25 protein-coding genes are annotated in these 25,501 nt (G+C 69.2%); 18 read left to right on the forward strand and 7 right to left on the reverse strand.

What is annotated here, in order from left to right:
• From LC039_RS23565 to LC039_RS23585, 5 genes are all read left to right on the forward strand, one after another.
• Positions 1-210, forward strand: a 210-nt coding sequence (locus tag LC039_RS23565) for an SDR family oxidoreductase (RefSeq protein WP_226628785.1), incomplete at its 5' end; no start/stop codon positions are given.
• A 174-nt stretch (positions 211-384) separates the two neighbouring features.
• Positions 385-1,098: an energy-coupling factor ABC transporter ATP-binding protein gene (locus LC039_RS23570; protein WP_226628787.1), complete on the forward strand. Its 714-nt coding sequence runs from the start codon at positions 385-387 to the stop codon at positions 1,096-1,098.
• A complete protein-coding gene (locus LC039_RS23575) occupies positions 1,073-1,690 on the forward strand; it encodes a CbiQ family ECF transporter T component (RefSeq protein WP_226628790.1) in 618 nt (205 codons plus the stop codon). The genes LC039_RS23570 and LC039_RS23575 overlap by 26 nt, the downstream gene beginning before the upstream one ends.
• 12 nt (positions 1,691-1,702) lie before the next feature.
• The gene (locus LC039_RS23580) at positions 1,703-2,245 is read left to right on the forward strand and encodes a biotin transporter BioY (protein ID WP_226628792.1); all 543 of its coding nucleotides are present in this window, start codon (positions 1,703-1,705) and stop codon (positions 2,243-2,245) included.
• Between the two features lie 7 nt (positions 2,246-2,252).
• Positions 2,253-2,933, forward strand: coding sequence for a nitroreductase (locus tag LC039_RS23585; protein ID WP_226628794.1), 681 nt, complete (start codon positions 2,253-2,255; stop codon positions 2,931-2,933).
• On the opposite strand, the gene LC039_RS23590 is transcribed toward LC039_RS23585, so the two are convergent.
• Entirely contained in the window at positions 2,926-4,026 is a 1,101-nt protein-coding gene (locus tag LC039_RS23590) for a thiolase family protein (RefSeq protein ID WP_226628796.1), read from the reverse strand. The two genes, LC039_RS23585 and LC039_RS23590, sit on opposite strands and share 8 nt — an antisense overlap.
• On the reverse strand, positions 4,023-5,177 hold the full coding sequence (locus LC039_RS23595) for an AMP-binding protein (protein WP_226628797.1): 1,155 nt from the start codon (positions 5,175-5,177) through the stop codon (positions 4,023-4,025). Before LC039_RS23595 ends, LC039_RS23590 begins: the two co-directional genes overlap by 4 nt.
• Before the next feature lie 357 nt (positions 5,178-5,534).
• Here LC039_RS23595 and LC039_RS23600 point away from each other — a divergent pair, with 357 nt between their 5' ends.
• The 9 genes from LC039_RS23600 to LC039_RS23640 all read left to right on the forward strand — a co-directional run bounded on the left by LC039_RS23600 (position 5,535) and on the right by LC039_RS23640 (position 15,237).
• Positions 5,535-7,616 (forward strand): ATP-dependent helicase, encoded by a 2,082-nt coding sequence (locus tag LC039_RS23600; RefSeq protein ID WP_226628799.1) that lies wholly within the window; start codon positions 5,535-5,537, stop codon positions 7,614-7,616.
• Between the two features lie 476 nt (positions 7,617-8,092).
• Positions 8,093-8,929, forward strand: a complete 837-nt coding sequence (locus LC039_RS23605; RefSeq protein WP_226628801.1) for a transporter substrate-binding domain-containing protein — start codon at positions 8,093-8,095, stop codon at positions 8,927-8,929.
• A 120-nt stretch (positions 8,930-9,049) separates the two neighbouring features.
• Positions 9,050-9,787: an amino acid ABC transporter ATP-binding protein gene (locus LC039_RS23610; protein ID WP_226628803.1), complete on the forward strand. Its 738-nt coding sequence runs from the start codon at positions 9,050-9,052 to the stop codon at positions 9,785-9,787.
• Complete coding sequence (locus LC039_RS23615; RefSeq protein ID WP_226628805.1) at positions 9,784-10,452, forward strand: amino acid ABC transporter permease; 669 nt, start codon at positions 9,784-9,786, stop codon at positions 10,450-10,452. The genes LC039_RS23610 and LC039_RS23615 overlap by 4 nt, the downstream gene beginning before the upstream one ends.
• Positions 10,453-10,464: 12 nt before the next feature.
• Entirely contained in the window at positions 10,465-11,133 is a 669-nt protein-coding gene (locus LC039_RS23620; RefSeq protein WP_226628807.1) for an amino acid ABC transporter permease, read from the forward strand.
• A gap of 22 nt (positions 11,134-11,155) precedes the next feature.
• The gene (locus LC039_RS23625; RefSeq protein WP_226628809.1) at positions 11,156-12,082 is read left to right on the forward strand and encodes an N-carbamoyl-D-amino-acid hydrolase; all 927 of its coding nucleotides are present in this window, start codon (positions 11,156-11,158) and stop codon (positions 12,080-12,082) included.
• 109 nt (positions 12,083-12,191) lie between these two features.
• Positions 12,192-13,646 (forward strand): dihydropyrimidinase, encoded by a 1,455-nt coding sequence (hydA, locus tag LC039_RS23630; protein WP_226628811.1) that lies wholly within the window; start codon positions 12,192-12,194, stop codon positions 13,644-13,646.
• The gene (locus LC039_RS23635) at positions 13,646-14,299 is read left to right on the forward strand and encodes an aspartate/glutamate racemase family protein (protein WP_226628812.1); all 654 of its coding nucleotides are present in this window, start codon (positions 13,646-13,648) and stop codon (positions 14,297-14,299) included. The genes hydA and LC039_RS23635 overlap by 1 nt, the downstream gene beginning before the upstream one ends.
• Positions 14,296-15,237, forward strand: coding sequence for a LysR family transcriptional regulator (locus LC039_RS23640; RefSeq protein WP_226628813.1), 942 nt, complete (start codon positions 14,296-14,298; stop codon positions 15,235-15,237). The genes LC039_RS23635 and LC039_RS23640 overlap by 4 nt, the downstream gene beginning before the upstream one ends.
• A 77-nt stretch (positions 15,238-15,314) precedes the next feature.
• Here LC039_RS23640 and LC039_RS23645 read toward each other — a convergent pair whose 3' ends face one another.
• The 5 genes from LC039_RS23645 to LC039_RS23665 all read right to left on the reverse strand — a co-directional run bounded on the left by LC039_RS23645 (position 15,315) and on the right by LC039_RS23665 (position 20,580).
• Complete coding sequence (locus tag LC039_RS23645) at positions 15,315-16,115, reverse strand: ABC transporter ATP-binding protein (RefSeq protein WP_226628814.1); 801 nt, start codon at positions 16,113-16,115, stop codon at positions 15,315-15,317.
• Positions 16,112-16,969 (reverse strand): ABC transporter ATP-binding protein, encoded by an 858-nt coding sequence (locus tag LC039_RS23650; protein WP_226628815.1) that lies wholly within the window; start codon positions 16,967-16,969, stop codon positions 16,112-16,114. Before LC039_RS23650 ends, LC039_RS23645 begins: the two co-directional genes overlap by 4 nt.
• Entirely contained in the window at positions 16,966-17,898 is a 933-nt protein-coding gene (locus tag LC039_RS23655; protein WP_226628816.1) for an ABC transporter permease, read from the reverse strand. Before LC039_RS23655 ends, LC039_RS23650 begins: the two co-directional genes overlap by 4 nt.
• On the reverse strand, positions 17,895-18,896 hold the full coding sequence (locus LC039_RS23660; protein ID WP_264179665.1) for an ABC transporter permease: 1,002 nt from the start codon (positions 18,894-18,896) through the stop codon (positions 17,895-17,897). Before LC039_RS23660 ends, LC039_RS23655 begins: the two co-directional genes overlap by 4 nt.
• Before the next feature lie 67 nt (positions 18,897-18,963).
• Positions 18,964-20,580, reverse strand: coding sequence for an ABC transporter substrate-binding protein (locus LC039_RS23665; protein WP_226628820.1), 1,617 nt, complete (start codon positions 20,578-20,580; stop codon positions 18,964-18,966).
• A 466-nt stretch (positions 20,581-21,046) separates the two neighbouring features.
• Here LC039_RS23665 and LC039_RS23670 point away from each other — a divergent pair, with 466 nt between their 5' ends.
• The 4 genes from LC039_RS23670 (at position 21,047) to LC039_RS23685 (ending at position 25,438) form a co-directional block, all read left to right on the forward strand.
• Positions 21,047-21,391, forward strand: coding sequence for a RidA family protein (locus tag LC039_RS23670; protein WP_226628821.1), 345 nt, complete (start codon positions 21,047-21,049; stop codon positions 21,389-21,391).
• A gap of 667 nt (positions 21,392-22,058) precedes the next feature.
• On the forward strand, positions 22,059-23,531 hold the full coding sequence (locus LC039_RS23675; protein ID WP_226628822.1) for an MDR family MFS transporter: 1,473 nt from the start codon (positions 22,059-22,061) through the stop codon (positions 23,529-23,531).
• 115 nt (positions 23,532-23,646) lie between these two features.
• The gene (locus LC039_RS23680; protein ID WP_226628823.1) at positions 23,647-23,991 is read left to right on the forward strand and encodes a hypothetical protein; all 345 of its coding nucleotides are present in this window, start codon (positions 23,647-23,649) and stop codon (positions 23,989-23,991) included.
• 100 nt (positions 23,992-24,091) lie between these two features.
• Positions 24,092-25,438, forward strand: coding sequence for a PepSY-associated TM helix domain-containing protein (locus LC039_RS23685; protein WP_226628825.1), 1,347 nt, complete (start codon positions 24,092-24,094; stop codon positions 25,436-25,438).
• Positions 25,439-25,501: the final 63 nt, after the last annotated feature.

Below are 25,501 nucleotides of genomic sequence, written 5' to 3' on the forward strand. Positions count from 1 at the left end.
CGTCTGGCGCAGCTCGACGGCATCAAGGCCGACAAGACCGGCGCCTCGCTCGACGCCGTGCAGGAGGCCAGCCGCAAGACCATCCCCGCCGGCCGCTACGGCGCGCCGGAGGAGTTCGGCGCCATGGTCACATTCCTGTGCTCGACCCAGGCCGCCTATGTCACCGGCTCGATGATCCGCGTCGACGGCGGGATGATCCGGGGGCTGTGACCCTCCCAAAGGCAGGACGCCCGGGCCGGTGATGGCCCGGGGGATCCGCCACCGCCCCCTCCAATCCTTCGGCCGGGGGTGTACGGCCACCCGTTCCACCGCACGGAAGGGATTGCAACCGGGCCGCCCCGCGTCGTACCCCGTGCCGACGTCGGATCGCAGAGGGAAACGCCGGTGCTGCAGCTCAGGAATGTCTCGGTGACGCTAGGCGGCGCGCAGGCGCTGCGGCAGATCTCGCTGAGCGCGGGGGAGCGGCGCATCGGCATCGTCGGGCGCAACGGCTCGGGCAAGACCACGCTGGCGCGCGTGATCGCCGGGCTGCAGGCGCCCGACGCGGGCAGCGCCGAGATCGATGGCCGCGACATGGCGCGCGACCGCAAGGCGGCGCTGCGCTCGGTCGGCATCCTGTTCCAGAACCCCGACCACCAGATCATCTTCCCCACCGTCGAGGAGGAGATCGCCTTCGGCCTGCTGCAGCTCGGCCGGAGCCGCGCCGAAGCGGCAGGCGAGGTGCAGACCATCCTGGCGCATTTCGGCAAGACGCATTGGGCGTCGGCCCCGACCCACGGGCTCTCGCAGGGGCAGAAGCAGCTTGTCTGCCTGATGGCGGTGCTGGCGATGCAGCCCGCGCTGATCGTGCTCGACGAGCCCTATTCCGGACTCGACATCCCCACCCGCATGCAGCTGATGCGCTACGTCGACCAGGTCGAGGCGCGCATCCTGCACATCACCCACGACCCCGAGAGTGTGCGCCACTACGACCGGGTGATCTGGATCGACGAGGGCACGCTGCGCGCCGACGGTTCGCCGGGCGAGGTGCTGCCGCAGTTCGAGGCGCAGATGCGCCTCTGGGGAGGGCGCGATGATCTCTCTGACCTCGCCGGTTGAGACCTGGGCGCACCGGCTGCCGGCGGGTCTCAAGCTCGCGGCGCTGTCGCTGGCCACGGTCGGGCTCTTCGCGCTGCACGATCCCTGGCATCTTGCGCTCGCACTCGCGGCGGTGGTGGCGCTGGTCCTCTCCGGGGGGCTGCGTTTCGCCGCCGGGGCCGCTCGCAGCCTGCGCATCCTGCTGCCCTTCCTCGGGCTGATCGCGGTCTGGCACCTGGTCACCGGGCAGCTGGCCGAGGGCCTCGCGGTCGCCCTGCGCCTGCTGGCCGCGCTGAGCCTCGCGAATTTCGTCACCATGACCACGCGGCTGACCGACATGGTCGCCGTCGCCGCATGGCTGCTGGCCCCCTTTCGCCGCTTCGGCCTCTCGACCCGCGCGCTGGAGCTTTCGGTGGCGCTGGTGGTGCGCTTCACCCCGTCGATCGCCCGCAAGGGCGGGCTGCTGACCGAGGCCTGGCGCGCCCGCTCGGCCCGCCGCGCCGGCTGGCAGGTCGTGATGCCCCTTGCGGCGCTGGCCATTGATGATGCAGAACATGTCGCCGAGGCGCTGCGCGCCCGGGGCGGTCTCGAGCCGCCCGACACGACCGGATAGGAGGATCCGCCCTTGGAACGCAATCTCACCCATGTCGCGCTTTTTGCCGCGCTCATCGCCGGGCTCGGGCTGATCCCGAAGTTCACCCTCGCCTTCGGCGTGCCGATCACCGCGCAGACGCTGGGCGTGATGCTCGCCGGCACGGTGCTGGGCGCGAAACGTGGCGCGCTGGCCTGCCTGCTGTTCATCGCGCTGGTGGCGCTCGGCCTGCCGCTGCTGGCCGGCGGCCGCGGCGGTCTCGGCGTCTTCGCCTCGCCCACCGTGGGCTTCCTCGTCGGCTGGCCCGTCGCTGCCTTCGTCACCGGCTTCATCGTCGAGCGCTGGCGCGGCAACCTGGCGCTGGTCTCTTTCATCGCCTCGGTGATCGGCGGCATCCTGGTGCTCTACGTCTTCGGCGTGGTCGGCATGTCGGTCACCCTCGGCAAGTCCCTCCCCGAGGCGACGCTGCTGGTCACCGCCTTCATCCCCGGCGACGTGATCAAGGCGGTTCTGGCGGGGCTCATCACCTCGGCGCTGGCCCGTTCGCGCCCCGCGAGCGTGCTGTCGCGCGGCTGAGCCCGGCATGAGCCTCACGCCGGCGGAGTCGCAGCTCTTCGCGCGCCGCTCCGCCCGCGCCTTCCTGAAGGACCCCGTGCCGCGCGCCGATCTCGAGCGGATCCTGCGCGCGGCGCGCTCGGCGCCGAGCGGCGCCAACCTGCAGCCCGGCCGGTTCCATGCGCTGACGGGCGCGCCGCTGGCCGAGCTGAGCGCGGCGCTGGTCGGCGCGGTCGAGGACGGCCGCCCGCAGGTCGCAGAGTACTCCTACTTCCCGCAGCCCCTGCCTCCAGAGCTGAAGGCCAAACAGCGCGCCGCGGGCTATGCGCTCTACGCCGCGCTGGGGATCGAACGCCGCGACCTCGAGGGCCGCCGCGCCCAGTTCACCCGCAACTACGGCTTCTTTGGCGCCCCGGTCGGCATCGTCGTGACCATCCACCCGGAGATGGGCAAGGGCTGCTTCATGGACCTTGGCATGGCGCTGATGGCGCTGATGGTCGCGGCGCAGGGCATGGGCTACGCCACCTGCGGCATTGGCGCGCTGGCGAACCATGCAGACGTCGCCCATGCGCATCTCGGGCTCGGCCCCGACGAGCTGGTGGTCTGCGGCATGGCGCTGGGACGGGCCGATCCCGAGGACCCGGCGAACAAGGTGGAGACCGCCCGCGATCCGCTCGAGTCTTACGCCAGCCTGCGCGGCTTCAGCTAGAGAGCAGCACCGCCGTCCCGAGCCCACCCGCCGCCGCGATGGTCGCGAGCCCCGTGCCGCCGCGCGTCTGCACCTCGTGGAACAGCCGCACCGCGTTGATCGCACCGGAGGCCCCCACGGGATGCCCGCGCGCCAGCCCGCCGCCGCCGGGGTTGACGATCTCCGGGTCGACCCCCGCGCCCTGCACGCAGGCGATGGCCTGCACGGCGTAGGCCTCCATCACCTCGGCGACGCTGAGATCCGCCGCGCGCAGCCGCTGCCGTTCGAGCACCGCTTGGATCGCCGCGACCGGTGCCAGGCCGGGACGCTCGGGACGCCCGCCCAGCGTCAGCCCGCCACGGTAGCGGACGCCCGGGCGCCCGAGCCGCGCCGCCACCCGCTCCGAGACCAGCACGCAGAGCGCCGCCCCATCCGCCGCCACGGCGGCATTGGCAGCGGTGATCGCGCCCGAGAGCACCGGCGCCCGCGCGACGAGCCGGGGCGAGAGCGCCCGGGAGAAGGCGTCCCGCGACAGCCCCGCCAGCGGCACGATCTCGCCCGAGAGATCCGCCGCGAGCGCCTTGCGGTGGCTCGCGATGGCCCAGTCGTCCTGCGCGGCGCGCGAGAGGTCACCCTCCTGCCCCAGCGCGTCGGCGGCCGCGTCCATCTCGGGGTCGCGCTCGGGCCAGGGCGTGAAGGGCGGGCGGTCGTAGGCCGTGGGCGCGCCGCCATCGGGATCGGTGCGCAGCCGCAGGGGCCGCCGAGAGTAGGTTTCCGCCCCGCCCGCCACCACCACCTCGGCCTGCCCCGAGGCGATCATCGCCGCCGCGACCACCAGCGCGTCGAGCCCGCCGCAGCACTGCCGGTCAAGGGTCAGCCCGGCCACCCGCTCGGGCAGCCCCGCCGCCAGCGCCACCAGCCGCGCCGGGTTGCCGCCCGCACCGAGCGCATTGCCCAGCACCAGCTCGTCCACCTCGTCAGGCGCGAGCCCTGCCTCCGCCAGCGCCGCCTGCAGCACCGGCGCGGCCAGCTCATGGACCTCCAGCCTCGACAGCGCACCGCCGCGCGGCGCCACCGGGGTCCGCAGGGCCGCGATAATCCGCACGCCGCTCACAGCCCGGCCTCCAGCCGCCGGGAGATCTCGCGCAGGTCGGGCTTGCCCGAGACGGTGAGCGGGAAGTCCTCGAGGCCGATCAGCCGCCGCGGCGCCGCCAGCGCGCCGAAGGCCGCGCGGCAGAGCGCCAGCAGCCGCCCGGAGGTCGCCGCGTCATCGGCCCCAGCGATCACCGCCACCAAATGCACACCCCGCCGCGGGTCCGGGCGCGGCACCACCGCGCAATGGCGCACCGAGGCATCGCCGAGCAGCAGCGCCTCGATGTCCTCGGGAAAGACGTTGCGGTCGGCGATGGTCACCATGCGGCTGCGCCGTCCGGCCACGGTCAGATGGCCGCCCGCATCGAGGCGCCCGATCTCGCCGACGCTCAGGAAACCGTCCCGCCAGCCGGTGTCTGTGCTTGTCCCCTCGGCGTAGCCATCGAAGAGATAGGGGCTGCGCACCCAGATCTCGCCGAAGTCGCCCTCGGGCGCGTCGATGCGGATCTCCACACCGGGATAGGCCCGGCCCACCGCGCCCTCGGGCGTCTGCGCATCGCTCCAGGCGATGAAGCTGGTCTCCGCCGCGCCGTAGAACTCCCGCAGCTCGGCCCTTGGGCAGAGCGCCGCGAGAGAGGCCCGCAGCCCCCCGGGCATTCGCCCGCCGCCGCAGAGGATGTGGCGCAGCGTGGGAAGCGCCTGCCCCGCCGCCACCAGCAGCCGAAGCTGCGTCGGCGTCGCGTAGAGGATCGTCGCCCCCGCCGCGCGCAGCGCCGCCGCCTGCCGGGCGGGGCGCAGTTCACCGAGGCACAGCAGGTCCGCCCCCAGCCAGGCCGCCTCGGCGATGGCGTAGAGCGCCAGCGAATGCACGGGCGCGCCGAGCACGCCGTAGACATCCTCCGCCGCGATACCGAGCGCCGCGGCGTTCACCCGGAAGCTGGCGATCCACGAGCCATGCGTGCGGCGGATCGCCTTGGCCGCACCCGTGGTGCCCGAGGAACGGCTCTGCAGGATCCCGCGCGCCGCCTCCGGCAGCCGCTCTATCCCCTCCGGCCCGATGGTGAAGCCCGCGCCCTGCGCCAGCGCCTCCCGCAGGTCGCGCAGCACCGGACCCGGCGCTTCGGGCGCGCGCAGGTGGCACTCGGGATGCCAATGGAAGAGGGTATCGCTCACGGGGAAGACCTCGGGCCGGCGTCGAACCCGGCCCTTTTCGCCCATGCCGCGCCGGGACGCAAAGCGCAACTTCGCGCGGCGTATGTGCCTGTAGTGGCGCGGGCGGATGCGACGGGACCGCCTCCGGCGGGCGTATTTGGAAAAGAGAAGAACAAGGGACGCGCCCTCCCCCGCTTCGTCTAGACCCAAATATCCCGGGGGCGCCGCGCAGCGGCGGGGGCGGAGCCCCCACTTCGCGCGCCGTGCCGCCGCCGCGCCGCAGCGTCTCCCCGAGATCCAAGTTCCCATTATGTTCCCGATCCGCTATGCTCGCCGCGATCAGACCAAGCCGCAGGGCAGCGCAGGATCGGGCAGCAGATGACACAGGTAGAGATCACGGCCGACAGGGCCGCGGGGCAGGCCGACCCGCTCGCGGCGCTGAACGAGAACCAGCGCGCCGCCGCCACCTTCGGCGTGGGGCCGGGCGATGCCGCGCCGGCGGGGCCGCTGCTGGTCATCGCCGGGGCGGGCTCGGGCAAGACCTCCACGCTGGCGCACCGCGTGGCGCACCTTTTGATGAACGGCGCCGATCCGCAGCGCATCCTGCTGATGACCTTCTCGCGCCGCGCCGCCACCGAGCTGACCCGCCGGGTCGAGGCGATCACCAGCCGCGCCATGGGCACCGGCATCGTCGCCGAGGCGCTCACATGGGCCGGCACCTTCCACGCCATCGGTGCGCGGCTGCTGCGCGAGCACGCGCCCGCCATCGGGCTGAACCCCGAGTTCTCGATCCACGACCGCGAGGACAGCGCCGACCTGATGAACCTGTGCCGCAACGGGCTGGGGTTCTCGGCCAGCGAGAAGCGCTTCCCGGCCAAGGGCACCTGCCTGTCGATCTACTCGCGCGCGGTGAACGCGGGCGAGCCGCTGGCCGAGGTGCTGCGCGACCATTTCCCCTGGTGCGCCATGTGGGAGGCGGAGCTGAAACAGCTCTTCGGCGCCTACGTGCGCGCCAAGCAGGAGCAGAACGTGCTCGACTACGACGACCTGCTGCTGGCCTGGGCGCAGGTCATGTCGGATGCCGAGTTCGCCGCCCACATCGGCGGCGCCTGGGACCACGTGCTGATCGACGAGTACCAGGACACCAACCGGCTGCAGGCGCGCATCCTGATGGCGCTGAAGCCGGACGGCCGCGGGCTGACCGTGGTGGGCGACGACGCGCAGTCGATCTACGCCTTCCGGGCCGCCACGGTGCGCAATATCCTCGACTTCCCCGCCGCCTTCACCCCGCCCGCCGATGTCATCACGCTCGACCGCAACTACCGCTCGACCGTGCCGATCCTCGAGGCCGCCAACGCGGTGATCGGCCAGGCCCGCGAGCGCTTTACCAAGAACCTCTGGACCACCCGCGCCTCGGCCGAGAAGCCGCGGCTGGTGACCGTCAACACCGAGGCCGACCAGGCGCGCTACATGGTGGACCGCATCCTGCAGGAGCGCGAAACCGGCACCGCGCTGAAGCAGCAGGCGGTGCTGTTCCGCACCTCCAGCCACTCGGTGCAGCTCGAGGCCGAGCTGACCCGGCGCAACGTGCCCTACGTGAAATTCGGCGGGCTGAAGTTCCTCGACAGCGCGCATGTGAAGGACCTGCTGTCGGTGCTGCGGCTGGCGCGCAACCCGCGCGACCGGGTGGCGGGCTTCCGGGTGCTGCAGCTCATTCCCGGCATCGGGCCGAAATCGGCGGCGAATATCCTCGAGGCGCTCGATCTCTCCCCGGAGCCCATCGCGGCGCTGCAGGACGTGGCGCCCCCGGCGAAGGCCGAGGCCGACTGGCCCGGCTTTGTCGCCGCGATGACCACGCGCGCCCCCTGGCCCGCCGCCATCGGCCTTGCCCGCGCTTGGTACGAGCCGCATCTGACCCGCATCCACGAGGATGCCGACACCCGCCGCGACGACCTGCTGCAGCTCGAGCAGATCGCCATGGGCTACCCCTCGGCCGAGGCTTTCCTGACCGAGCTGACGCTCGATCCGCCCGACGCCACCTCGGACCGCTCGGGGGTGCCGTTGAAGGACGAGGACTATCTCATCCTGTCGACCATCCATTCCGCCAAGGGCCAGGAGTGGAAATCGGTCTACCTGCTGAACGCCGTCGACGGCTGCATCCCCTCGGATCTCGGCACCGGCTCGACGCCGGAGCTCGAGGAGGAGCGGCGCCTGCTCTACGTCGCCATGACCCGCGCCAAGGACCGGCTGACGCTGGGCTTGCCGCTGCGCTTCTACGTGACCCAGCAGAGCCGTGGCGGCGACCGCCATGTCTATGCCACGCGCACCCGCTTCATCCCGCGCGAGTTGCTGGACCATTTCGAGAGCGAGCACTGGTCGCCCACGCCGCAGGGCAGCACCCCCGCCCCGGCGCCGGGGCGGATCGATATCGCCGCGCAGATGCGCGACATGTGGGGCTGAGCGGGCCGGCAGTGCCGGAAGGCGGCGACGGGAACGGCGGCGCGCCCGTGAATCAGCCGCCCCAGAGCGCGCGACGGAAGAGGTTTGCCGCCCGAATGCCCCGCTTGCGCCCTACCGGCCTGCCGCCGGTTTCGCCCGCCGCGGCCGGAAGACTGCACAAACAACAGGCAAAGCAGGCATGCACGCATAGCGGGAACCCCGGTACGGCGCGGCCTGCAAGCTGCCTCAGGGGCAAGCTGCGCCGGGAGAGGATTTTCAGATTAATCTCATAAAAACCGCAGGTTGATCTCCGGACCGCCGAAATCTGGGTTGGTCAGGTGTCTGCAGCGCCCGACACATATATAATCCAGACTTATAATTATACTCTAATTATAATCCTGATTTGTATTGTTCCGCGCCGCGCCGGGCGGCTTTTAGAAGCCACGTCTCGCATCCGCCGATGCCAAGAAAACAGACCCAACAACACGGAGCCCACCATGACATCCAAGAGCCTCTTCCTCTCTGCCGCGCTCACCGCGCTCGCCGCCATTCCCGCCCAGGCCGAAGGCTACAAGGTCGCGCTCGACGGCACCTTCGCCCCCCACGCCATGCCCAGCCTCTCCGGCGGCATCGAGGGCTTCAACGTCGATCTCGCCGCCGCCATCGGCGAGAAGCTCGGCGTCGAGATGGAGGTGATCGCCGCGCAGTTCTCCGGCCTCATCCCGGCGCTGCAGGCGGGCACCTACGACTTCCTCGTCGCCCCCACCACCGTCACCGAGGAGCGCTCCGCCAACCTGCTCTTCTCCGAGGGCTTCATGGACACCAACTTCGCCTTCACCGTCCCGACCGGCACCGAGGCGATGGAGGGGCTCGACGCCTTCAAGGGCAAGACCATCGCGGTCAACAAGGGCTCGGTCTACGAGGCCTTCCTGACCGAAAAGGCCGAGGAATACGGCTGGGAAGTGGTCGCCTACGGCACCAACACCGACGCCGTCGAGGCGGTGGTGACCGGCCGCGCCGATGCCAACCTCGCCGGCGCCACGGCCTCGGCCTGGGCCGCCAAGCAGAACCCGCGCATCGACCTGAGCTACGAATACCCCACCGGCCTCGTCTGGGCCTTCCCCTTCCGCAAGGACGACGTCGAGACCCGCAACAAGATCGACACCGTGCTGGAATGCCTGAAGACCGACGGCACGATGGCCGCCCTGTCCGAGAAGTGGTTCGCCGTGACCCCGACCGAGGGCACCACCATCGTCACCCCGACCCCCGGCTACGGCACCCCCGGTTTCGATGGCTACGACGAGACCGAACACGAGGTTTCCTGCGACTTCTGATCGCTGAACCTGCTCCCTGATACCCATGGGCGGGGCGCGCGACGCCCCGTCCTCCCAGCCGAAAGACACCCCATGCCCGCTCCCTCTCCCGCGTCCACCGCAAAGGTCCATCAAAGACCGATGCTCGAGATCAACCAGCTCGAGAAGAGTTTCGGCGACACCCAGGTGCTGACCTCGATCGACCTCAGCGTGAAGCCGGGCGAGCTGGTCTTCGTCATCGGGCCCTCGGGCTCGGGCAAGTCGACCATGCTGCGCTGCTGCAACCGGCTCGAGGAGCCGACCTCGGGCAGCATCCTGCTCGACGGCGAACATGTCACCGCCTGCCACGGCGCCGCGCTCGACAAGATGCGGCTGAAGATCGGCATGGTGTTCCAAGGCTTCCACCTCTACCCGCACAAGTCGGTGCTGGCCAACGTCATGCTGGCGCAGGTCAAGGCGCTGAAACGCTCCAAGCCCGAGGCCAAGGCCCGCGCCATGGAGATGCTCGAACACGTCGGGCTGGCGCATAAGGCGGATGCCATGCCCTCCGAGCTGTCGGGCGGCCAGCAGCAGCGCGTCGCCATCGCCCGCGCGCTGGCGCTCGATCCCAAGGTCATGCTCTTCGACGAACCGACCTCGGCGCTCGATCCCGAGCTCGTCGGCTCGGTGCTCAAGGTGATGAAACAGCTCCGCGACGAGGGCATGACCATGGTCGTGGTCAGCCACGAGATGGACTTCGCCCGCGAGGCCGCCGACCGCGTCGTCTTCATGGACGGCGGCGTGGTGGTCGAGGCCGGCACCCCCGAAGAGATCTTCGGCAGCCCCAAGTCCGAGCGCCTGCGCGCCTTCCTCTCCCGCCTGCACCCGAGCGACGCATGAGATTCCTCGACACATTCTTCGACGGCGCGGTGATGGCGAAATACCTGCCGGACCTGCTGTCGGCCATCGTCACCACGCTCTGGCTCAGCGCGATCATCGTCGTCGGCGGGCTCGCCCTCGGTCTCGTTCTGGCTTGCCTCCGCACGCTCGGACGCTGGTACCTGACCCTGCCCATCGTCGCCTTCGCCGACATCGGCCGCGCCCTGCCGCCGCTGGTGGTCATCCTGATCTTCTACTTCGGCCTGCCCGGGCTCGGCATCAGCCTTTCGGGGCCGATGGTGCTGATCCTCGTGCTCGGCGGCGTGCTTGCCGCTTTCGCCGAGGAGATCTTCTGGGCCGGTCTCACCTCCGTCTCCAAGGGCCAATGGGAGGCGGGCCGCGCCACCGGCCTCAGCTTCGCGCAGACGCTCTTCGAGATCGCCCTGCCGCAGGCCATCCGCATGGGCATCCCGCCGCTGGTCAACCGCGCGCTGGCGATCACCAAGATGACCGCGCTCGGCTCGGTGATCGGGGTGAAGGAAATCCTTGCCGTCTCCTCCTCGGCGCAGAGCTTCTCGGGCTCCGCCACCCCGCTGACCATGGCGGCGCTCGCCTATCTGGCGATCTTCCTGCCGGTGGTCATCCTCTCGCGCCTGCTCGAGCGGCGCTACGCCTGGGCCGTGTAAGGAGCTGACCCCATGAGCAACTTCATCGACCTCTTCTTCAACGTGGGCATCATGGCGCAGGCCTGGCCGCTGCTGCTCAAGGGGCTGATCGTCACCCTCGAGCTCTGCGCGGTGGTCATCGGTCTCGGCCTGATCGGCGGCCTGTTCCTGGCGCTCGGCGCGCTGTCGCCAAGTAAGTGGCTGAAATGGCCGTCGGTCGGCTTCATCGACCTCTTCCGGGCGCTGCCGCCGCTGGTGCTGCTGGTCTTCGTCTTCTCGGGCCTGCCCTTCGCCGGGCTGGAGCTGAGCCCCTTCATGGCCGTGGTCATCGCCTTCTTCCTCAACAACTCGGCCTATTTCGCCGAGGTCTTCCGGGCCGGCATCCAGTCGGTGCCGAATGGCCAGACCGAGGCCGCCCGCGCCACCGGGCTGAGCAAGGCGCAGACCCTGACGCACGTGGTCCTGCCGCAGGCGGTGCGCAACGTGCTGCCCGACCTGCTGTCGAACACCGTCGAGGTGGTCAAGCTGACCTCGCTCGCCTCGGTCGTCTCCCTCTCCGAGCTGCTCTACTCCGCCAACATGGCCCGCTCGGTGACCTACAACTCCTCGCCGCTGATCCTCGCGGCGCTGATCTACCTCGCGATCCTCTGGCCGCTCGTCCGTCTTATCTCGCGGTACCAGCGCGGGCTCGCGGTGCACTGAACGTCCCTGAAAGGAAACTCCCATGACGAAGATGATTATCGGCGGTGCCCAGATCGGCGGCATCCAGAAGGACGAGACCCGCGAAGAGGTCGTCGCCCGGATGATCGCGCTGATGGACCAGGCGCACGCCAAGGGCGTGAAGTTCCTGGTCTACCCCGAGATGACGCTGACCACCTTCTTCCCGCGCTTCTACGTCGAGGACCGCGCCGAGTTCGACCACTGGTTCGAGACCCAGATGCCGAACCCCGCCGTGCAGCCGCTCTTCGACAAGGCGAAGGACTACGGCATGGGCTTCACCTTCGGCTATTGCGAGCTGACGCCGGAGGGGGACCATTTCAACACCTCGATCATCGTCTCGCCGGAGGGCGAGATCGTGCTGAAGTACCGCAAGACCCACCTGCCCGGCCACGCCGAGTTCGAGCCCGAGCGCACCCACCAGCACCTCGAGAAGCGCTACTTCCTGCCCGGCGACACCGGCTTCAACGTCGTGAAGAACCAGGACGTCATCATGGGCATGGCGATCTGCAACGACCGCCGCTGGCCGGAAAGCTGGCGCATGATGGGCCTGCAGGGCGTGCAACTGGTGACCATCGGCTATAACACCCCGTCGCAGAACAACCTGTCGGCGGAAGAGGGTCTCGAGCGCCGCATGTACCACCACGAGCTGTCGGTCTGCGCCGGCGCCTACCAGAACTCGACCTATGCCGTGGCCGTGGCCAAATGCGGCATGGAGGACGGCAACCACATGTTCGCCGGCTCGATCATCGTCGACCCCGACGGCTTCGTCGTGGCAAAAGCCGAGGGCGAGGGCGACGAGCTGATCGTGCACGAGGCGGATTTCGCCAAGTGCGACTTCGGCAAATCCACCGTGTTCAACTTCGCGGCGCACCGCCGCATCGAGCACTACGGGCTGATCGCCAGCCAGACCGGCGTGAAGGTGCCGGAATAAGACCGGATAGACCCGGACTGAAACAAGCGCGCCGGGGCCCAGCCCCGGCGCCCGTCCCCGCGGGGACAGACGGATAGGCCGCCCGCGGCGGCACGGAAGGAGAGACGAGATGCAGTTCGACACGGTGATCCACGGCGGCATGATCGCGACCGCCGATTACACGGCCAAGGGCAACATCGGCATCAAGGACGGGCGCATCGCCGCCGTGGCCGAAAAGCTCGAGGGCGGCGACCGCCGGATCGACGCGGGCGGGCGCATCATCGTGCCCGGCGGCATCGAGGCCCACGCCCATATCGCGCAGGAAAGCTCCTCGGGCGTGATGACCGCCGACGACTACCTCTCCGGTTCGATCTCGGCGGCCTACGGCGGCAACTCGTCGTTCATCCCCTTCGCGGCGCAGCAGCGCGGCCAGTCGGTCGATGACGTCATCGCCACCTACGACGCCCGCGCCGCCCGCTCGGTGATTGACTATTCGTACCACCTGATCATCTCCGACCCGAAGCCCGAGGTGCTCGAGGACCAGCTGCCCCGCGCCTTCGCCCGCGGCATCACCTCGTTCAAGGTCTTCATGACCTACGACCTGATGAACCTCGGCGACGGCGGCATGCTCGACATCCTCACCGTCGCGCGCGAGCACGGCGCGATCACCATGGTCCATGCCGAGAACAACGACATGGTCAAATGGATGAACCGCAAGCTGGCGGCCAAGGGGCTCACGGCACCGAAATACCACGCCATCTCGCGCCCCGAGCTGGCCGAGGAAGAGGCGATCAACCGCGCCATCCAGCTCGCCAAGCTGGTGGATGCGCCGCTGTTCATCGTGCACGTCTCGACCGAGGGCGGCGCCGAGATCGTCCGCCGCGAGAAGTTTGGCGGCGCCAAGCTCTTCGCCGAGACCTGCCCGCAATACCTCGCGCTCACCCGTGAAGACCTCGACCGCCCCGGCATGGAAGGCGCGAAATACATCTGCTCGCCGCCGCTGCGCGACAGCCGCACGCAGGATGCGCTCTGGCACCACATCGCGCAGGGCACCTTCGAGAGCGTCAGCTCGGACCACGCGCCCTACCGCTTCGACGAGACCGGCAAGTTCCTGAACGGCTCGGACATTCCCTACCCGAAGATCGCCAACGGCATGCCCGGCATCGCCGCGCGCCTGCCCTATCTCTTCTCCGAAGGCGTGGTGAAGGGCCGCATCACCCTCGAACAGTTCGTCGCCCTGTCCTCGACCAATGCCGCCAAGACCTTCGGCTGTGACAGCAAGGGCCGCATCGCCCCGGGCATGGATGCCGACATCGCCATCTGGAACCCCGAGGCGCGTGTCACCGTGACCGCCGCCGACCAGCACGACAACATGGATTACACGCCCTTCGAAGGCATGGAGATCACCGGCAAGCCCGAGATCGTGATGAACCGCGGTGCGGTGATCGTCGAGCACGGCGAGCTGAAGGCCAAGGAAGGCCAGGGCCGCTTCGTCGCCCGCCAGCCCGTCGATCTGCGCGGCAAGCCCGGCTTCACCGCCAAGGAGCTCGATCCGGCCCAGAACTTCGGCGCGGAGCTGCGCTGATGGGTCCGATCCTCATCATCAACCCCAACTCCTCGGGATCGGTCACCCAGGGCATCCGCGAGGCGATCGCGCATCTCGCCCCGGCGCAGGGCCCGGCCTTCGAGGTCACCGACCTGCCCGCCTCGCCGGCGACCATCGCGAGCGCCGAGGACGTGGCCCGCGCCGGGCTCGGCTTCGCCGAAGCGGCGCGGGCCCGGCCCGACGCCGCCGCCTATGTCTCGGCCTGCTTCTCCGATCCGGGCGTCGAGCTGACGCGGACGCTGGTCAAGCAGCCGGTGATCGGCGTGCAGGAGGCGGGCATCCTCACCGCCATGGCCCGCGCCGATCTCTTCGGGATCATCGCGCTGGCCCCCGGCTCGGTCGCCCGGCATCGGGTGAAGATCCGCGCCATGGGCGTCGAAAGCCGCCTCGCCGCCGAGCTTGCCCTGCCCGGGGTCTCCGCCGAGGCCTCGGGGCGCGACCCGGAGGTCTACGGCATGTGCGTCACGCTTGGCCGCGAGCTGGCCGGGAAAGGCGCCGGCGCGGTGGTGCTGGGCTGTGCCGGCATGGCGCCGATCCGGGCCAGGCTCGAGCGCGACATCGGCATCGCGGTGATCGACCCGGTGCAGGCCGCTGCCGCCATGGCACTGGGCTTGGTTGGAGCCCCCGAATGACCACCGAGCCGGGCCTTCCGGACGTCTCGCTGCGGCTGCTCGAGATCTTCGCCGCGATGATGCGCTGCGCCACCACGGTCGAGGCCGCCGAGCAGCTGCGCATCTCGCAGCCCGCGGTCTCGGCCGGGCTGCGGCAGCTCGAGACCCAGCTCGGCCTCACCCTCTTCGAACGCACCGGTCGGCGGCTGCAGCCCACCGCCGAGGCAAAGGCGCTCTACGAGGAGATCCGGCCCGTCTTCAGCCTGATGCGCGGCTTCTCGCAGCGCGCGCGTGACATGAAGCTCGGCATGGCCGGGCGGCTCAAGGTCATCGCCACCCCGCCGCTCGGCTACTCGGTCGCCCCGGTCGCGCTGCGCCGCTTCCTCGACAGCCGCCCCGATGTCTCGGTCGCCTTCGACGTGCGGCGGCTCGAGCAGGTCAGGGACGCGGTGCAGAGCGGCCAGGCCGACATCGGCCTCGCCATCGACCACGACCGGCAGGCGGCGGTGAACGTCGACGTCCTGCAGCGCGCCCACATGGTGGCGCTGGTGCCCAAGGACAGCCCGCTCGCCGCCAAGCCCCATCTCACCGCGCTCGACCTGCAGGCCGAGCCGCTGGTCGGGCTCGAGATGGCCTCGAACCTCGGACAGCTGGTGCGCAAGGCCTACGAGCAGGTCGGCGCCACCTACGCCCCGCGCATCGAGGTGCGCTACTGCGCCACCGCAACCGCGCTGGCGGCGCAGCATCTGGGTGTCACCGTGGTCGATCCCTATTCAGCCTCCACCCATGCCACCGAGGGGCTTGTCTGCAAGCCGTTCCTGCCCGCCTGCGAGGTGAAGGCAGTGATGTACACCCGCCGGGGCGTGCCCTACTCGGGGCTGCTGCACAGCTTCATGTCCGACCTGCGCGCCGCCTTTGCCGACAGCGACCTGCTGATCGCCGAGCCGCAGCGCGGCTGACCTTCCATCCCCGCAGATGCAAAACACCCGGGCAGTGTCCCGCCCGGGTGGTCCGATGTCCCGCAATCGTGCCGGCCCTAGCTCGCCGAACGCTGCGCCGCCTCCACGCCTTCGTGACCCGAAGAGCGCAGGGCGCTGTCGAGCAGGTGGCGGGTGTAGGGGTGCTCGGCCTGCAGCCTGCGCATCGCCTCGACCTCCAGCGTCTCGACGATCTCGCCGGTCTGCATGACGGCGACCCGGTCGCACATGTGGCCGATGACGCCGAGATCGTGGCTGACCATCAGGTAGGTCAGGCCGAACTCGGCGCGCAGGTCCGACAGCAGGTTGAGGATCTCGGCCTGCACCGACACGTCGAGCGCCGAGGTCGGCTCGTCAAGCAGCAGCACCTTCGGCTCGGGCGCCAGCGCCCGGGCGATGGCGACGCGCTGCCGCTGACCGCCCGAGAGCTGGTGCGGGTAGCGGAAGCGGAAACCGCCGCCCAGACCCACCTGCTCGAGCAGCCGGTCGATGCGCGCATCGACCCCGTCCTTGATGCCGTGCAGCGCCAGCGTCTCGCTCAGCACCCGGTCGATGGTCTGGCGCGGGTGCAGCGAGGCATAGGGATCCTGAAACACCATCTGCACCCTGCGGTAGAACGCCTTCGAGCGCTTGGCGCCCGAGAGCGCCTCGCCGCCGACGTGCATGGCGCCGTGCCAGTCGGTGACCAGCCCCACCAGCGCGCGCAGCACGGTCGACTTGCCCGAGCCGGACTCGCCGACGAGCCCGTAGCTCTCGCCCTGCGCCACGCTCAGGTCGATTCCGTGCACCACGCGGTTCCGCTCGTGGCCCTCGCCGAAGAAGACCTCGAGCCCCTCGATCTGAATTTCCGGCTGGCTCATAGCATCGCACTCACGGAGGGGGCCTCGCGCCAGGCCGGATCGCGCTGCAGCGCCTCCAGCCGCGGCCGCGGGCGTTCGAGATCGGGGACCGAGTTCAGCAGTCCCAGCGTGTAGGGGTGTTTTGCCTCGTGCAGCTTGCCCGCCTCGCAGACCTCGACGATCCGCCCGGCGTACATCACCGCCACCCGGTCGCAGAAGCCCGCGACGAGGTTGAGGTCGTGGCTGATGAAGATCAGCCCCATGCCGCGCTCGCGCACCAGCTTGTCCATGATCTCCAGCACCTGAAGCTGCACCGACACGTCGAGCGCCGAGGTGGGCTCGTCGGCGATGAGGATCTCGGGGTTCGGGATCAGCATCATGGCGATCATGATGCGCTGGCCCATGCCGCCCGAGACCTCGTGCGGGTAGAGCTTCATCACCCGCTCAGGCTCGCGGATCGCCACGGCGCCGAGCATCTCCAGCGCGCGCTTGTACGCCTCGGGCTTGTTCACCTTCTCATGGGTGCGCAGCGCCTCGATGATCTGGTCGCCGACGGTCATCACCGGGTTCAGCGAGTATTTCGGATCCTGCATGATCATGGAGATATGCTTGCCCCGGATCGCCCGCATGCGCTTCGGCGAGGCGTCCGTCAGGCTCTCGCCCTGCATCTCCAGCCGGTCTGCCGTCACCTCGCCCGGCTTGCGGATGAGGCCGAGGATCGCCCGGCCGGTCATCGACTTGCCGGAGCCGGACTCGCCGACGATCCCCAGCCGCTCCTTGCCGAGCGAGAGCGAGATCCCCCGCACCGCCTCGAAGGTCCCGGAGCGCGTGGGAAAGCGCACCGAGAGGTTCTCGATATCCAGAAGATTGCTCATTTGCCGGCCTCCTTCGGATCGAGCACGTCGCGCAGACCGTCACCGATCAGGTTGAAGGCGAGCGAGATGGCGAAGATGGCGAGACCGGGGATGGTGGCCACCCACCAGTAGTCGAGGATGTACTTGCGGCCCTCCGAGATCATCGCGCCCCATTCCGGGCTCGGCGGCTGCGCCCCGAGGCCGAGGAAGCCGAGGCCCGCGGCGGTGAGGATGATCCCCGCCATGTCGAGCGTCACCCGGATGACCAGCGACGAGATGCACAGCGGCCAGACATGGCGCGTGATGATGCGCAGCGGCCCGGCGCCCTGCAGGCGGATGGCGTGGATGAAGTCCGAGTTGCGGATGGTCAGCGTCTCGGCCCGGGCGATCCGCGCGTAGGGCGGCCAGGCGGTCAGCGAGATCGCCAGCACCGCGTTCTCGATCCCGGCCCCAAGCGCCGCCACGAAGGCCAGCGCGAGGATCAGCCGCGGGAAGGCGAGGAAGATGTCGGTAACGCGCATCAGCACGGTGTCGACCCAGCCGCCGAAATAACCCGCGGTGGTGCCGATGATCAGCCCCAGCAGCGGCGCCACCAGCGCCACCAGCAGCACGATGTAGATCGAGATCCGCGCGCCGTAGAGCAGCCGCGAATAGATGTCGCGGCCAAGGCTGTCGGTGCCGAAGAAATGCCCCTCCCAGCCCGGCGGCTTGAGGCGCGCGCCGAGGTCCTGCACGAAGGGATCATTGGTCGCCAGCAGCGGCGCGAAGATCGCCGCCAGCACCAGCAGGGTCAGCACGATCAGGCCGAGCGAGGTCAGCTTGTTAGAGGTCAGTTTCAGCCAGCCCTGGTACCAGGCGGCGGCGCGCGCCTGCCCGCGGGACTGCGGTGTGTCGCTCAGCAGCCAGGCCTTCAGGCCCGGCTTGGCGTCGGTATGTGTGTGCGAGGTCATTTGGCCCTCGGATCGAAGAAGCGGTAGAGAAGGTCCGAGAAGATGTTGATGCACACGAAGATCGTCCCGATCACGACGGTGCCTCCAAGGACCGAGGCCATGTCATTGGCCAGCAGCGAGGTGGTGATGTAGCTGCCGATGCCGGGCCAGGCGAAGATGATCTCGGTCAGCACCGAGCCTTCGAGCAGGTTGGCATAGGCCAGCGCGATCACCGTGATGAGCTGGATGGCGATGTTGCGGAAGGCGTGGCGCCAGACCACGTGCCATTCGCTCAGCCCCTTCACCCGCGCGGTGATGACATATTCCGAGTTCAGCTGCTCGAGCATGAAACTGCGGGTCATCCGGCTGATGTAGGCAAGGCTGAAATAGCCCAGCAGGCAGGCCGGCAGGATGATGTGCGACAGCGCGTCCTTGAACACGTCCCAGTCGCCCGCGATGATCGAGTCGACCAGCAAGAGGCCCGTGCGCGTCGGCACCAGCCCCTCGTAGAAGACGCCGAGCCGCCCGGGCCCGGCCACCCATCCGAGGATGCCGTAGAAGATCAGCAGGCCCATCAGGCCGAGCCAGAAGATCGGCATCGAGTAGCCGACGAGGCCGATCAGACGCGAGATCTGGTCGATCCAGCTGCCGCGGTAGACCGCGGCCACAACGCCGAGCGGAACGCCGAGGACGACGCCGAGAAGCGTGCCCAGCGTGGCGAGTTCCAGCGTGGCGGGAAATACGCGCGCAATGTCCTCGGCCACCGGCTTGCCGGTGCGGATCGAGGTGCCGAAGTCGCCCTGGAGCACGTCACCGACGTAGATGCCGAACTGCACGATCAGCGGCTTGTCGAGACCCAGCTCCTGGAAGACCTGGTCGTATTGCGCCTGAGAGGCGCGCTCGCCGATGACCGCGAGCACGGGGTCGATCGGCATCACGCGGCCGATCATGAAGGTGACGAAGAGCAGGCCCAGCAGGGTGATCGCCACGGTGAAGGCAAGGCTGACGGTCTTCTTCAGCCAGTTCGGCGGAAAGGAGGACGCAGCGCGCCCTCCCCCGGTGTTGGTTGCAGATTGGCTCACGGGCTTACTTCGTCACGACCCAGTAGGACACTGCGGTGGTTGCGCCACCGGCCACGAAGTGCTCGACGCCGTCCTGCATTGCGTTCTGCTCGATCTGCTGGAACATGATGCCGAAGGGGCTGACCTTCATGTGCTCGCGCTGCAGCTCGCGGTACATCTCAGCACGCTTCTCGCTGTCCTGCTCGACCACAGCCGCGAGGGTCTCGTTGCTCATGTCGGGCAGCGCCCAGGCGTTGCGCCAGGCCAGCAGGCCGGTTGCGCCGGCTTCATCCGAGTTGTCGGGGTTGTAGGCGAAGGTGCCGGCGTTGGTGTTGGGGTCGGGATAGTCCGGGCCCCAGGCGCCGAGATAGATGTCGTGCTCGCGGGCACGGTAGGTATCGAGCGTCTGCGCGCCGGTGCCGACGATCATCTCGACGTTGATGCCGATCTGGCCCCAGGTGTTCTGCAGCGACTGGCCGATGTCGATCCGCTCCTGCGCGTCGCGGACGTTGATGGTGATGTCGAAGCCCTCGGGGTAGCCGGCTTCCTCGAGCAGCGCCTTGGCCTTCTCGATGTCGAAGCTGTAGGGCAGATCGTCGATCGCGCCCATGAAGGTCTTCGGCAGGAACGCCTGGTGGTTGATGTACTGACCCTTCAGGAAGCTGTCCTGCATGCCGGTGTAGTCGGTGGCGAACTTCATCGCCTCGAGCACCTTCGGGTTCGACAGCATCTCGTTCTTCTGGTTTGCCGACCAGTACATCAGGCGGCCGCGCAGCTCGTCGACGACCTTGACGCTGTCGACCTCTTCGAGACCGGCCACGTCCTCGGGCGAGAGGTTGCGGGCGATGTCCACGTCACCGCGCTCCAGCTGCAGGCGCTGGGTCGCGCTTTCCTGGATGTGCTGCACGATCACGCGCTTCATCGCGGGCGCATCGCCGGCGTACTCGGGGTTCAGGTCCAGCGTGTAGCTCTCGTCGGGCTTCCAGGACGCCAGCTTGTAGGGGCCCGAGCCGGCGGTGTTGTCACGCAGCCAGGCGTTGCCCATGTCGCCGTCGACCTCGTTGGCCATCACGGTTTCCATGTCGACGATGCCGCCGATGGTCGCCGCAAGGCAGTTCAGCACGAAGGATACAGCGTAGGCCTTGTCGAGCTTCAGCACGAGGGTCTTCTCGTCGGGCGCGACGATGGTCTCCTCGACGTTTTCCGGCGTGAAGCCGAACTGCGTCAGGATGAACGACGGGGTCTTGTTGAGCAGCACCGCGCGGCGCAGCGAGAACTCGGCGTCCTTCGCGGTCACCGGGTTGCCCGAGGCGAAGACGTGGCCGTCCGCCATGGTGAAGGTGATCTGGGTGCCGTCCTCGGAGACTTCCCAGCTTTCCGCCAGCGCGGGCTGGAAGCCCGCGTCGAGGTCCATCGGGTCGAAATCGACAAGGCTCTCGTAGACGTTGCGGCTGATGTCGGCGCCGGAGAACTCGAAGCTCTCGGCCGGGTCCATGGTCTTGATGTCGTCGATGCGCTGCGCGATCACCAGCATGTTCGGCGGGGTCTCCGCCTGCGCGGTCAGCGCGGTGCTGGACAGCAGCGCGGCGGTCAGCAGTGCTGCACCGATAAGCATGGTCCGCGACGGGGTGTGTCGGGTCATGGTCGTCTCCCTGAAGTTTCTTGGTCTCATTGCCGCGCGCTCCGCGCCGCTGCCGCCAATCTCCCCATCCCTCGGGCGGATCAAACAAGCGTCGCGACGTCACGGGGCGCGATTGCGGGAGGTTCCGACAGTTTTTCGGCCCTGTCGATCATTTTTTGATCAAATGGGAAAATCCTGCGGTGGTGTCGTCGCGTCATATTTCCACCTGGCAGAGAGTCCCGCGCCGGGCCTTCACGTGCGGCGTCGCCCTCTCGCGGGAATTTGCCATGGCGCGACTCGTCGCGCGGCTCCGGTCCGCCGCCGCTCCGCCGGTCTTGACCTGCCCGACGAGAGATCTTGCTGACGCGGCGTGACCCGGTCTATCTGGGGCCGATGGCGCGGGGCAGCTTCGCACCGCCCGCGCGCATCGGTGCCTGCGGCAGGCGCTCCTGAACCGGGCCCGCCGCCCCCCTCGAAAGGACCTTACATGACCATCACCCGCATCGAACCCGGCGCCCGCATGAGCCAGGCCGTCGTGCACAACGGCATCGTCTACCTCGCCGGCCAGGTCGGCGAAGGCGCGGACATCACCGCGCAGTGCAAGGACGCGCTGGCCTCGGTCGACCGGCTGCTGGCGGAGGCCGGTTCGGACAAGTCGCACCTGCTGAGCACCACCATCTGGCTCGCCGACATGGCCGATTTTGCCGCGATGAACGCCGTCTGGGACAGCTGGGTCGACCCCGCCAACCCGCCGGCCCGCGCCACCGGCGAAGCCAAGCTCGCGACCCCCGACTACCTCGTCGAATTCATCATCACCGCCACCGTCGCCTGAGGCGGCCCGGCGTGAGACGACACTCCGCGCCCTTTCGGGCGCGGGGTTTCTTCCGGGGCGCGGATCCCGCACCCGGAAATTTTAACTAAATCGCAATGACTTTCGCAAAGGCTGCCCCTGTCCAGGCGCTGCGCGACCCATGTGCCCGGACGGTGTGTTTCCCAGGTCCGGCCCGTTGCGACAATGCCCTCTTCCACGCCCGTTGTTTTGACCGTGATCGCTCTCGGTCCTTTTCTATTTCCGCGCTCCGGCGGCATCAATGCGATGCTCAAGCCGCCAAGGTGAACTCGCAGGCCGGGATCATCGACAGACCAAGCTACTTGTCCGAACGGCAAGCTCGCCCAATATTAAAGAAGCGCGAAGTTCACCCCCGAAGCAACCTGTGCCTCGCCACCAGGACCTCGGTCGCGCTACCCTTCATCCCCTATGCCTATGGCAGCTGACACCCGACATTGCTGCCTTTCTGTGTCGGGCTGACTTTGCCCTGAGGTTCGCTGCGCACTGGTGCCACGACGGACCGTGGCGCCCCGAAGGGCGGCGCACGTCTCGCCTGCCCCGCCGCGATTGCGGCTTGCGCCGCGCCGCCCCCGCGCCTACCAAGCGCGGGTTACTTAGCGTCGTCGGTCCCGGACCATCGGCAACGCCCCCGTCTTCAGAGATCACGATCATGCAGAGCTCCCCCGTCCCCGCCGGTGGCCCGGACCCCGTTTCCGAGCCCGATCACGCCGCGCGCAACCGCCTCGTCATCCTTTTGCTGCTGGTCTCGGCCTTCACCGTGATCCTCAACGAGACGATCATGGGGGTCGCCCTGCCGCGGCTGATGAAGGACCTGAACGTCACCGCCAATGCCGCGCAATGGCTGACCACGGCCTTCCTGCTGACCATGGCGGTGGTGATCCCGATCACCGGCTTCCTGCTGCAGCGGCTGCACACGCGCACGGTCTTCACCATGGCGATGGGGCTGTTCAGCCTCGGCACGCTGATCTGCGCGCTCTCGCCGGGGCTCGGCATGCTGATCTTCGGCCGGGTGGTGCAGGCCTGCGGCACGGCGATCATGATGCCGCTGCTGATGACCACGGTGATGTCGCTGGTGCCGCCCGAGAGCCGCGGCAAGACCATGGGCAATATCTCCATCGTCATCTCGGTCGCCCCGGCGATCGGGCCGACGATCTCGGGGATCATCCTCAACCTGCTGGACTGGCGCTGGATGTTCTGGCTGGTGCTGCCCATCGGGCTCGGCGCGCTGGCGCTCGGCTACGCCCGGCTGCAGAACGTCACCGAGCCGCGCAAGGCGCCGCTGGACCTGGTCTCCGTGCCGCTCTCGGCGCTGGCCTTCGGCGGGCTGGTCTACGGGCTCTCGACGCTGGGCGAAGGCCATGGCAGCGGCGGCACCGTGCCGGTCTGGCTGCCGCTGGGGGTCGGCTTCGTGGCGCTGGCGCTCTTCGTGGCGCGGCAAATCCGCCTCGCGCCGCAGGGCCGGGCACTGCTCGACCTGCGCACCTTCCGGGTCAAGGTCTTCTCGGTCGCCGTGGTGATGATGGGCTTTTGCATGATGTCGCTCTTCGGGATGATCATCCTGCTGCCGATCTACATGCAGAACGTCCTGGGCATGGAGCCTCTCGAGGCCGGGTTGCTGCTGCTGCCGGGCGGGCTTGCGATGGGGCTCATGGCGCCCTGGGTCGGGCGCACCTTCGACCGCGTCGGCGCGCGCAGGCTGGTGATCCCCGGCGCGGTGCTGGTCTGCCTCGGCCTCGGCTCGATGGCGCTGCTAGGCACCGGGAGCGCGATCTGGATGGTGCTCGCCTGCCACATGCTGCTCAGCATCGGGCTGGCGCTGCTCTTCACCCCGCTCTTCACCTCCTCGCTCGGCTCGCTGCCCAAGGAGCTCTACTCTTACGGCTCGGCGGTGATCGGCACGGTGCAGCAGGTGGCGGGCGCGGCGGGCATTGCGCTCTTCGTGTCGATCATGTCGATCCGCATCGGCGCCGAAACGGCCGCCGGGGCGGCGCTTGTCGACGCCACCGCCGCGGGCGTGCGCGCGGGCTTTTTCACCGGCGGGCTGATCTCGCTGCTGATGATCGGCGCGAGCTTCTTCGTGCGCCGCCCGCCGGCGGTGACGCCGAAAATGCCGGGCGCGTAAGCCCCGGCCTGCAGCGCCGCGCCACGCCAGGCAGTGCCCCCGCGTCATCGGCACAGGCCCGCCTGCGGCACCAGAGCGGCTTTCGGGCCGGGGCCGGTCGTGGCATTCAGCCGCCATGAGGACCCCGCGCGCCCTTTCCGCCCTCGCCTGCACATTGGCCCTTCTGCTGGCCCTGACAGGCGTCACCTCGGCCGGCATGATGGCGCCGGACCGGGCGGCGGCCGCGCGCGCCGCGATGGAGATCACGCATGGCATGTCGCCGGACGAGCTCTGCGGCAGCCACGCGGGTCACGCGCACAATTGCCCTTTCTGCCACGGCCTGCCCGGGGCCCCTGCCCTGTCCTGTGAAGGGCAGAGCGCACCGCTGACCCTGCAGGACGGCTGGCGCCAGAGCGCCGACCGGCACCGCGCCGCGCAGGCCCGCGACGCAGGTCATTCCCCGAGAGCCCCGCCCGCGTGACGCCGACGGCGGCCCCGCGCCGCCCCGACCACGCATCCTGCAGGCCGCAGCGCCTGCGCCTCTCATGACCCGCCCCCGGCGGGCCTTTCGGACTGACTCAATGACACAGAAATCCCGCGCGGCCTCGACCGCGCTCTACCGCGCCGTCTGGCGCTGGCATTTCATCTCCGGGCTGCTGGTGCTGCCCTTCATCCTGATCCTCGCCGTCACCGGCGGCATCTACCTCTTCAAGGACGAGATCAACGACGCCGCCTATTCCCGGCTGCGCTTCGTCGAACCGGCGGGCGCGCAACTCGCGCCCTCGCAGATCGCCGGCGCCGCGCTCGATGCGCATCCCGGCACGCTCAAGGCCTACAGCCCACCCGCCGCCGAAGGCCGCAGCGCCGAAGTCGACATCCTCGGCGCGGACGGGCTGAAGAACACCATCTACGTGGATCCCTACAGCGGCGCGGTGCTCGGCAGCCTCTGGGACGCGGGCGCCGCCGGCAGCCCGGCGATGTACGTGGTGCGAAAGCTGCACTCGCTGGAATACGTCGGCTGGATCGGCAACCGGCTGATCGAGCTGGCGGCGGGCTGGATGGTGCTGCTGGTCGGCACCGGCCTCTACCTGTGGTGGCCGCGCGGGCGCAAGCTCGGCACGGTCTCGGTGAAGGCCACCCGCGGCCGCCCCTGGTGGCGCGACATGCATGCGGTGACCGGCTTCTACACCGCCGGCTTCATCGTCTTCCTGGCGATGACCGGCCTGCCCTGGTCCGGCGTCTGGGGCAGCAAGTTCTACGACACCGCCAATGCCCTCGGCCTCGGCATGCCCGAGGGCTACTGGTCCGGCCTGCCCGCCTCCACCGTGCCGCTCGCGGATGCGGTGGACCGCGCGCCCTGGATCATCGAGAAGCAGCCGGTGCCGCTCTCGGGCGCGGCCACGGGCGTGCCGCAGACGCTCGACCAGGTGGTCGGCACGGTGGAAGCGCGCGGTCTCGTGCCGGGCTACGCGGTGTCGATGCCAAAGGGGCCCGAAGGGGTCTTCACCGCCTCGGTCTACCCCGATGACATCACCTATGAGCGGGTCATCCACCTCGACCAGTACAGCGGCGAGGTGCTCTACGATGCCGGGCTGGCCGATCTCGGGACGCTGGGCCGCTGGGCCGAATGGGGCATCTCGGTGCACATGGGGCAGGAATGGGGTCTGATGAACCAGATCGTGCTGCTGCTCTCCTGCATCGCCATGGTCGGGCTCTGCGTCACCGGCGCGATGATGTGGTGGAAGCGCCGCCCCGCCGGCGGGATCGGCGTGCCGCAGCTTCCGAGCGACGGGCGGATCCCGCGCGGCCTGCTGGTCATGGCGGTGGCGGCGGGGATCTTCTTCCCGCTGGTCGGCCTGTCGATGCTGTTGCTGGCGGCGCTGGAGCTGGCGCTGCACCTGCGCGCCCGCAGGCTGCACCCCGCCTGAGGCCCCCTGCCCTGCCGGATCGAGATCCGGCGGGGCAAAAGAATACCGGCCGCGCCATGGCGC

This window comes from Alloyangia pacifica (genome assembly GCF_020524285.1).
In the GTDB taxonomy this organism is placed as follows: domain Bacteria; phylum Pseudomonadota; class Alphaproteobacteria; order Rhodobacterales; family Rhodobacteraceae; genus Salipiger; species Salipiger pacificus_B.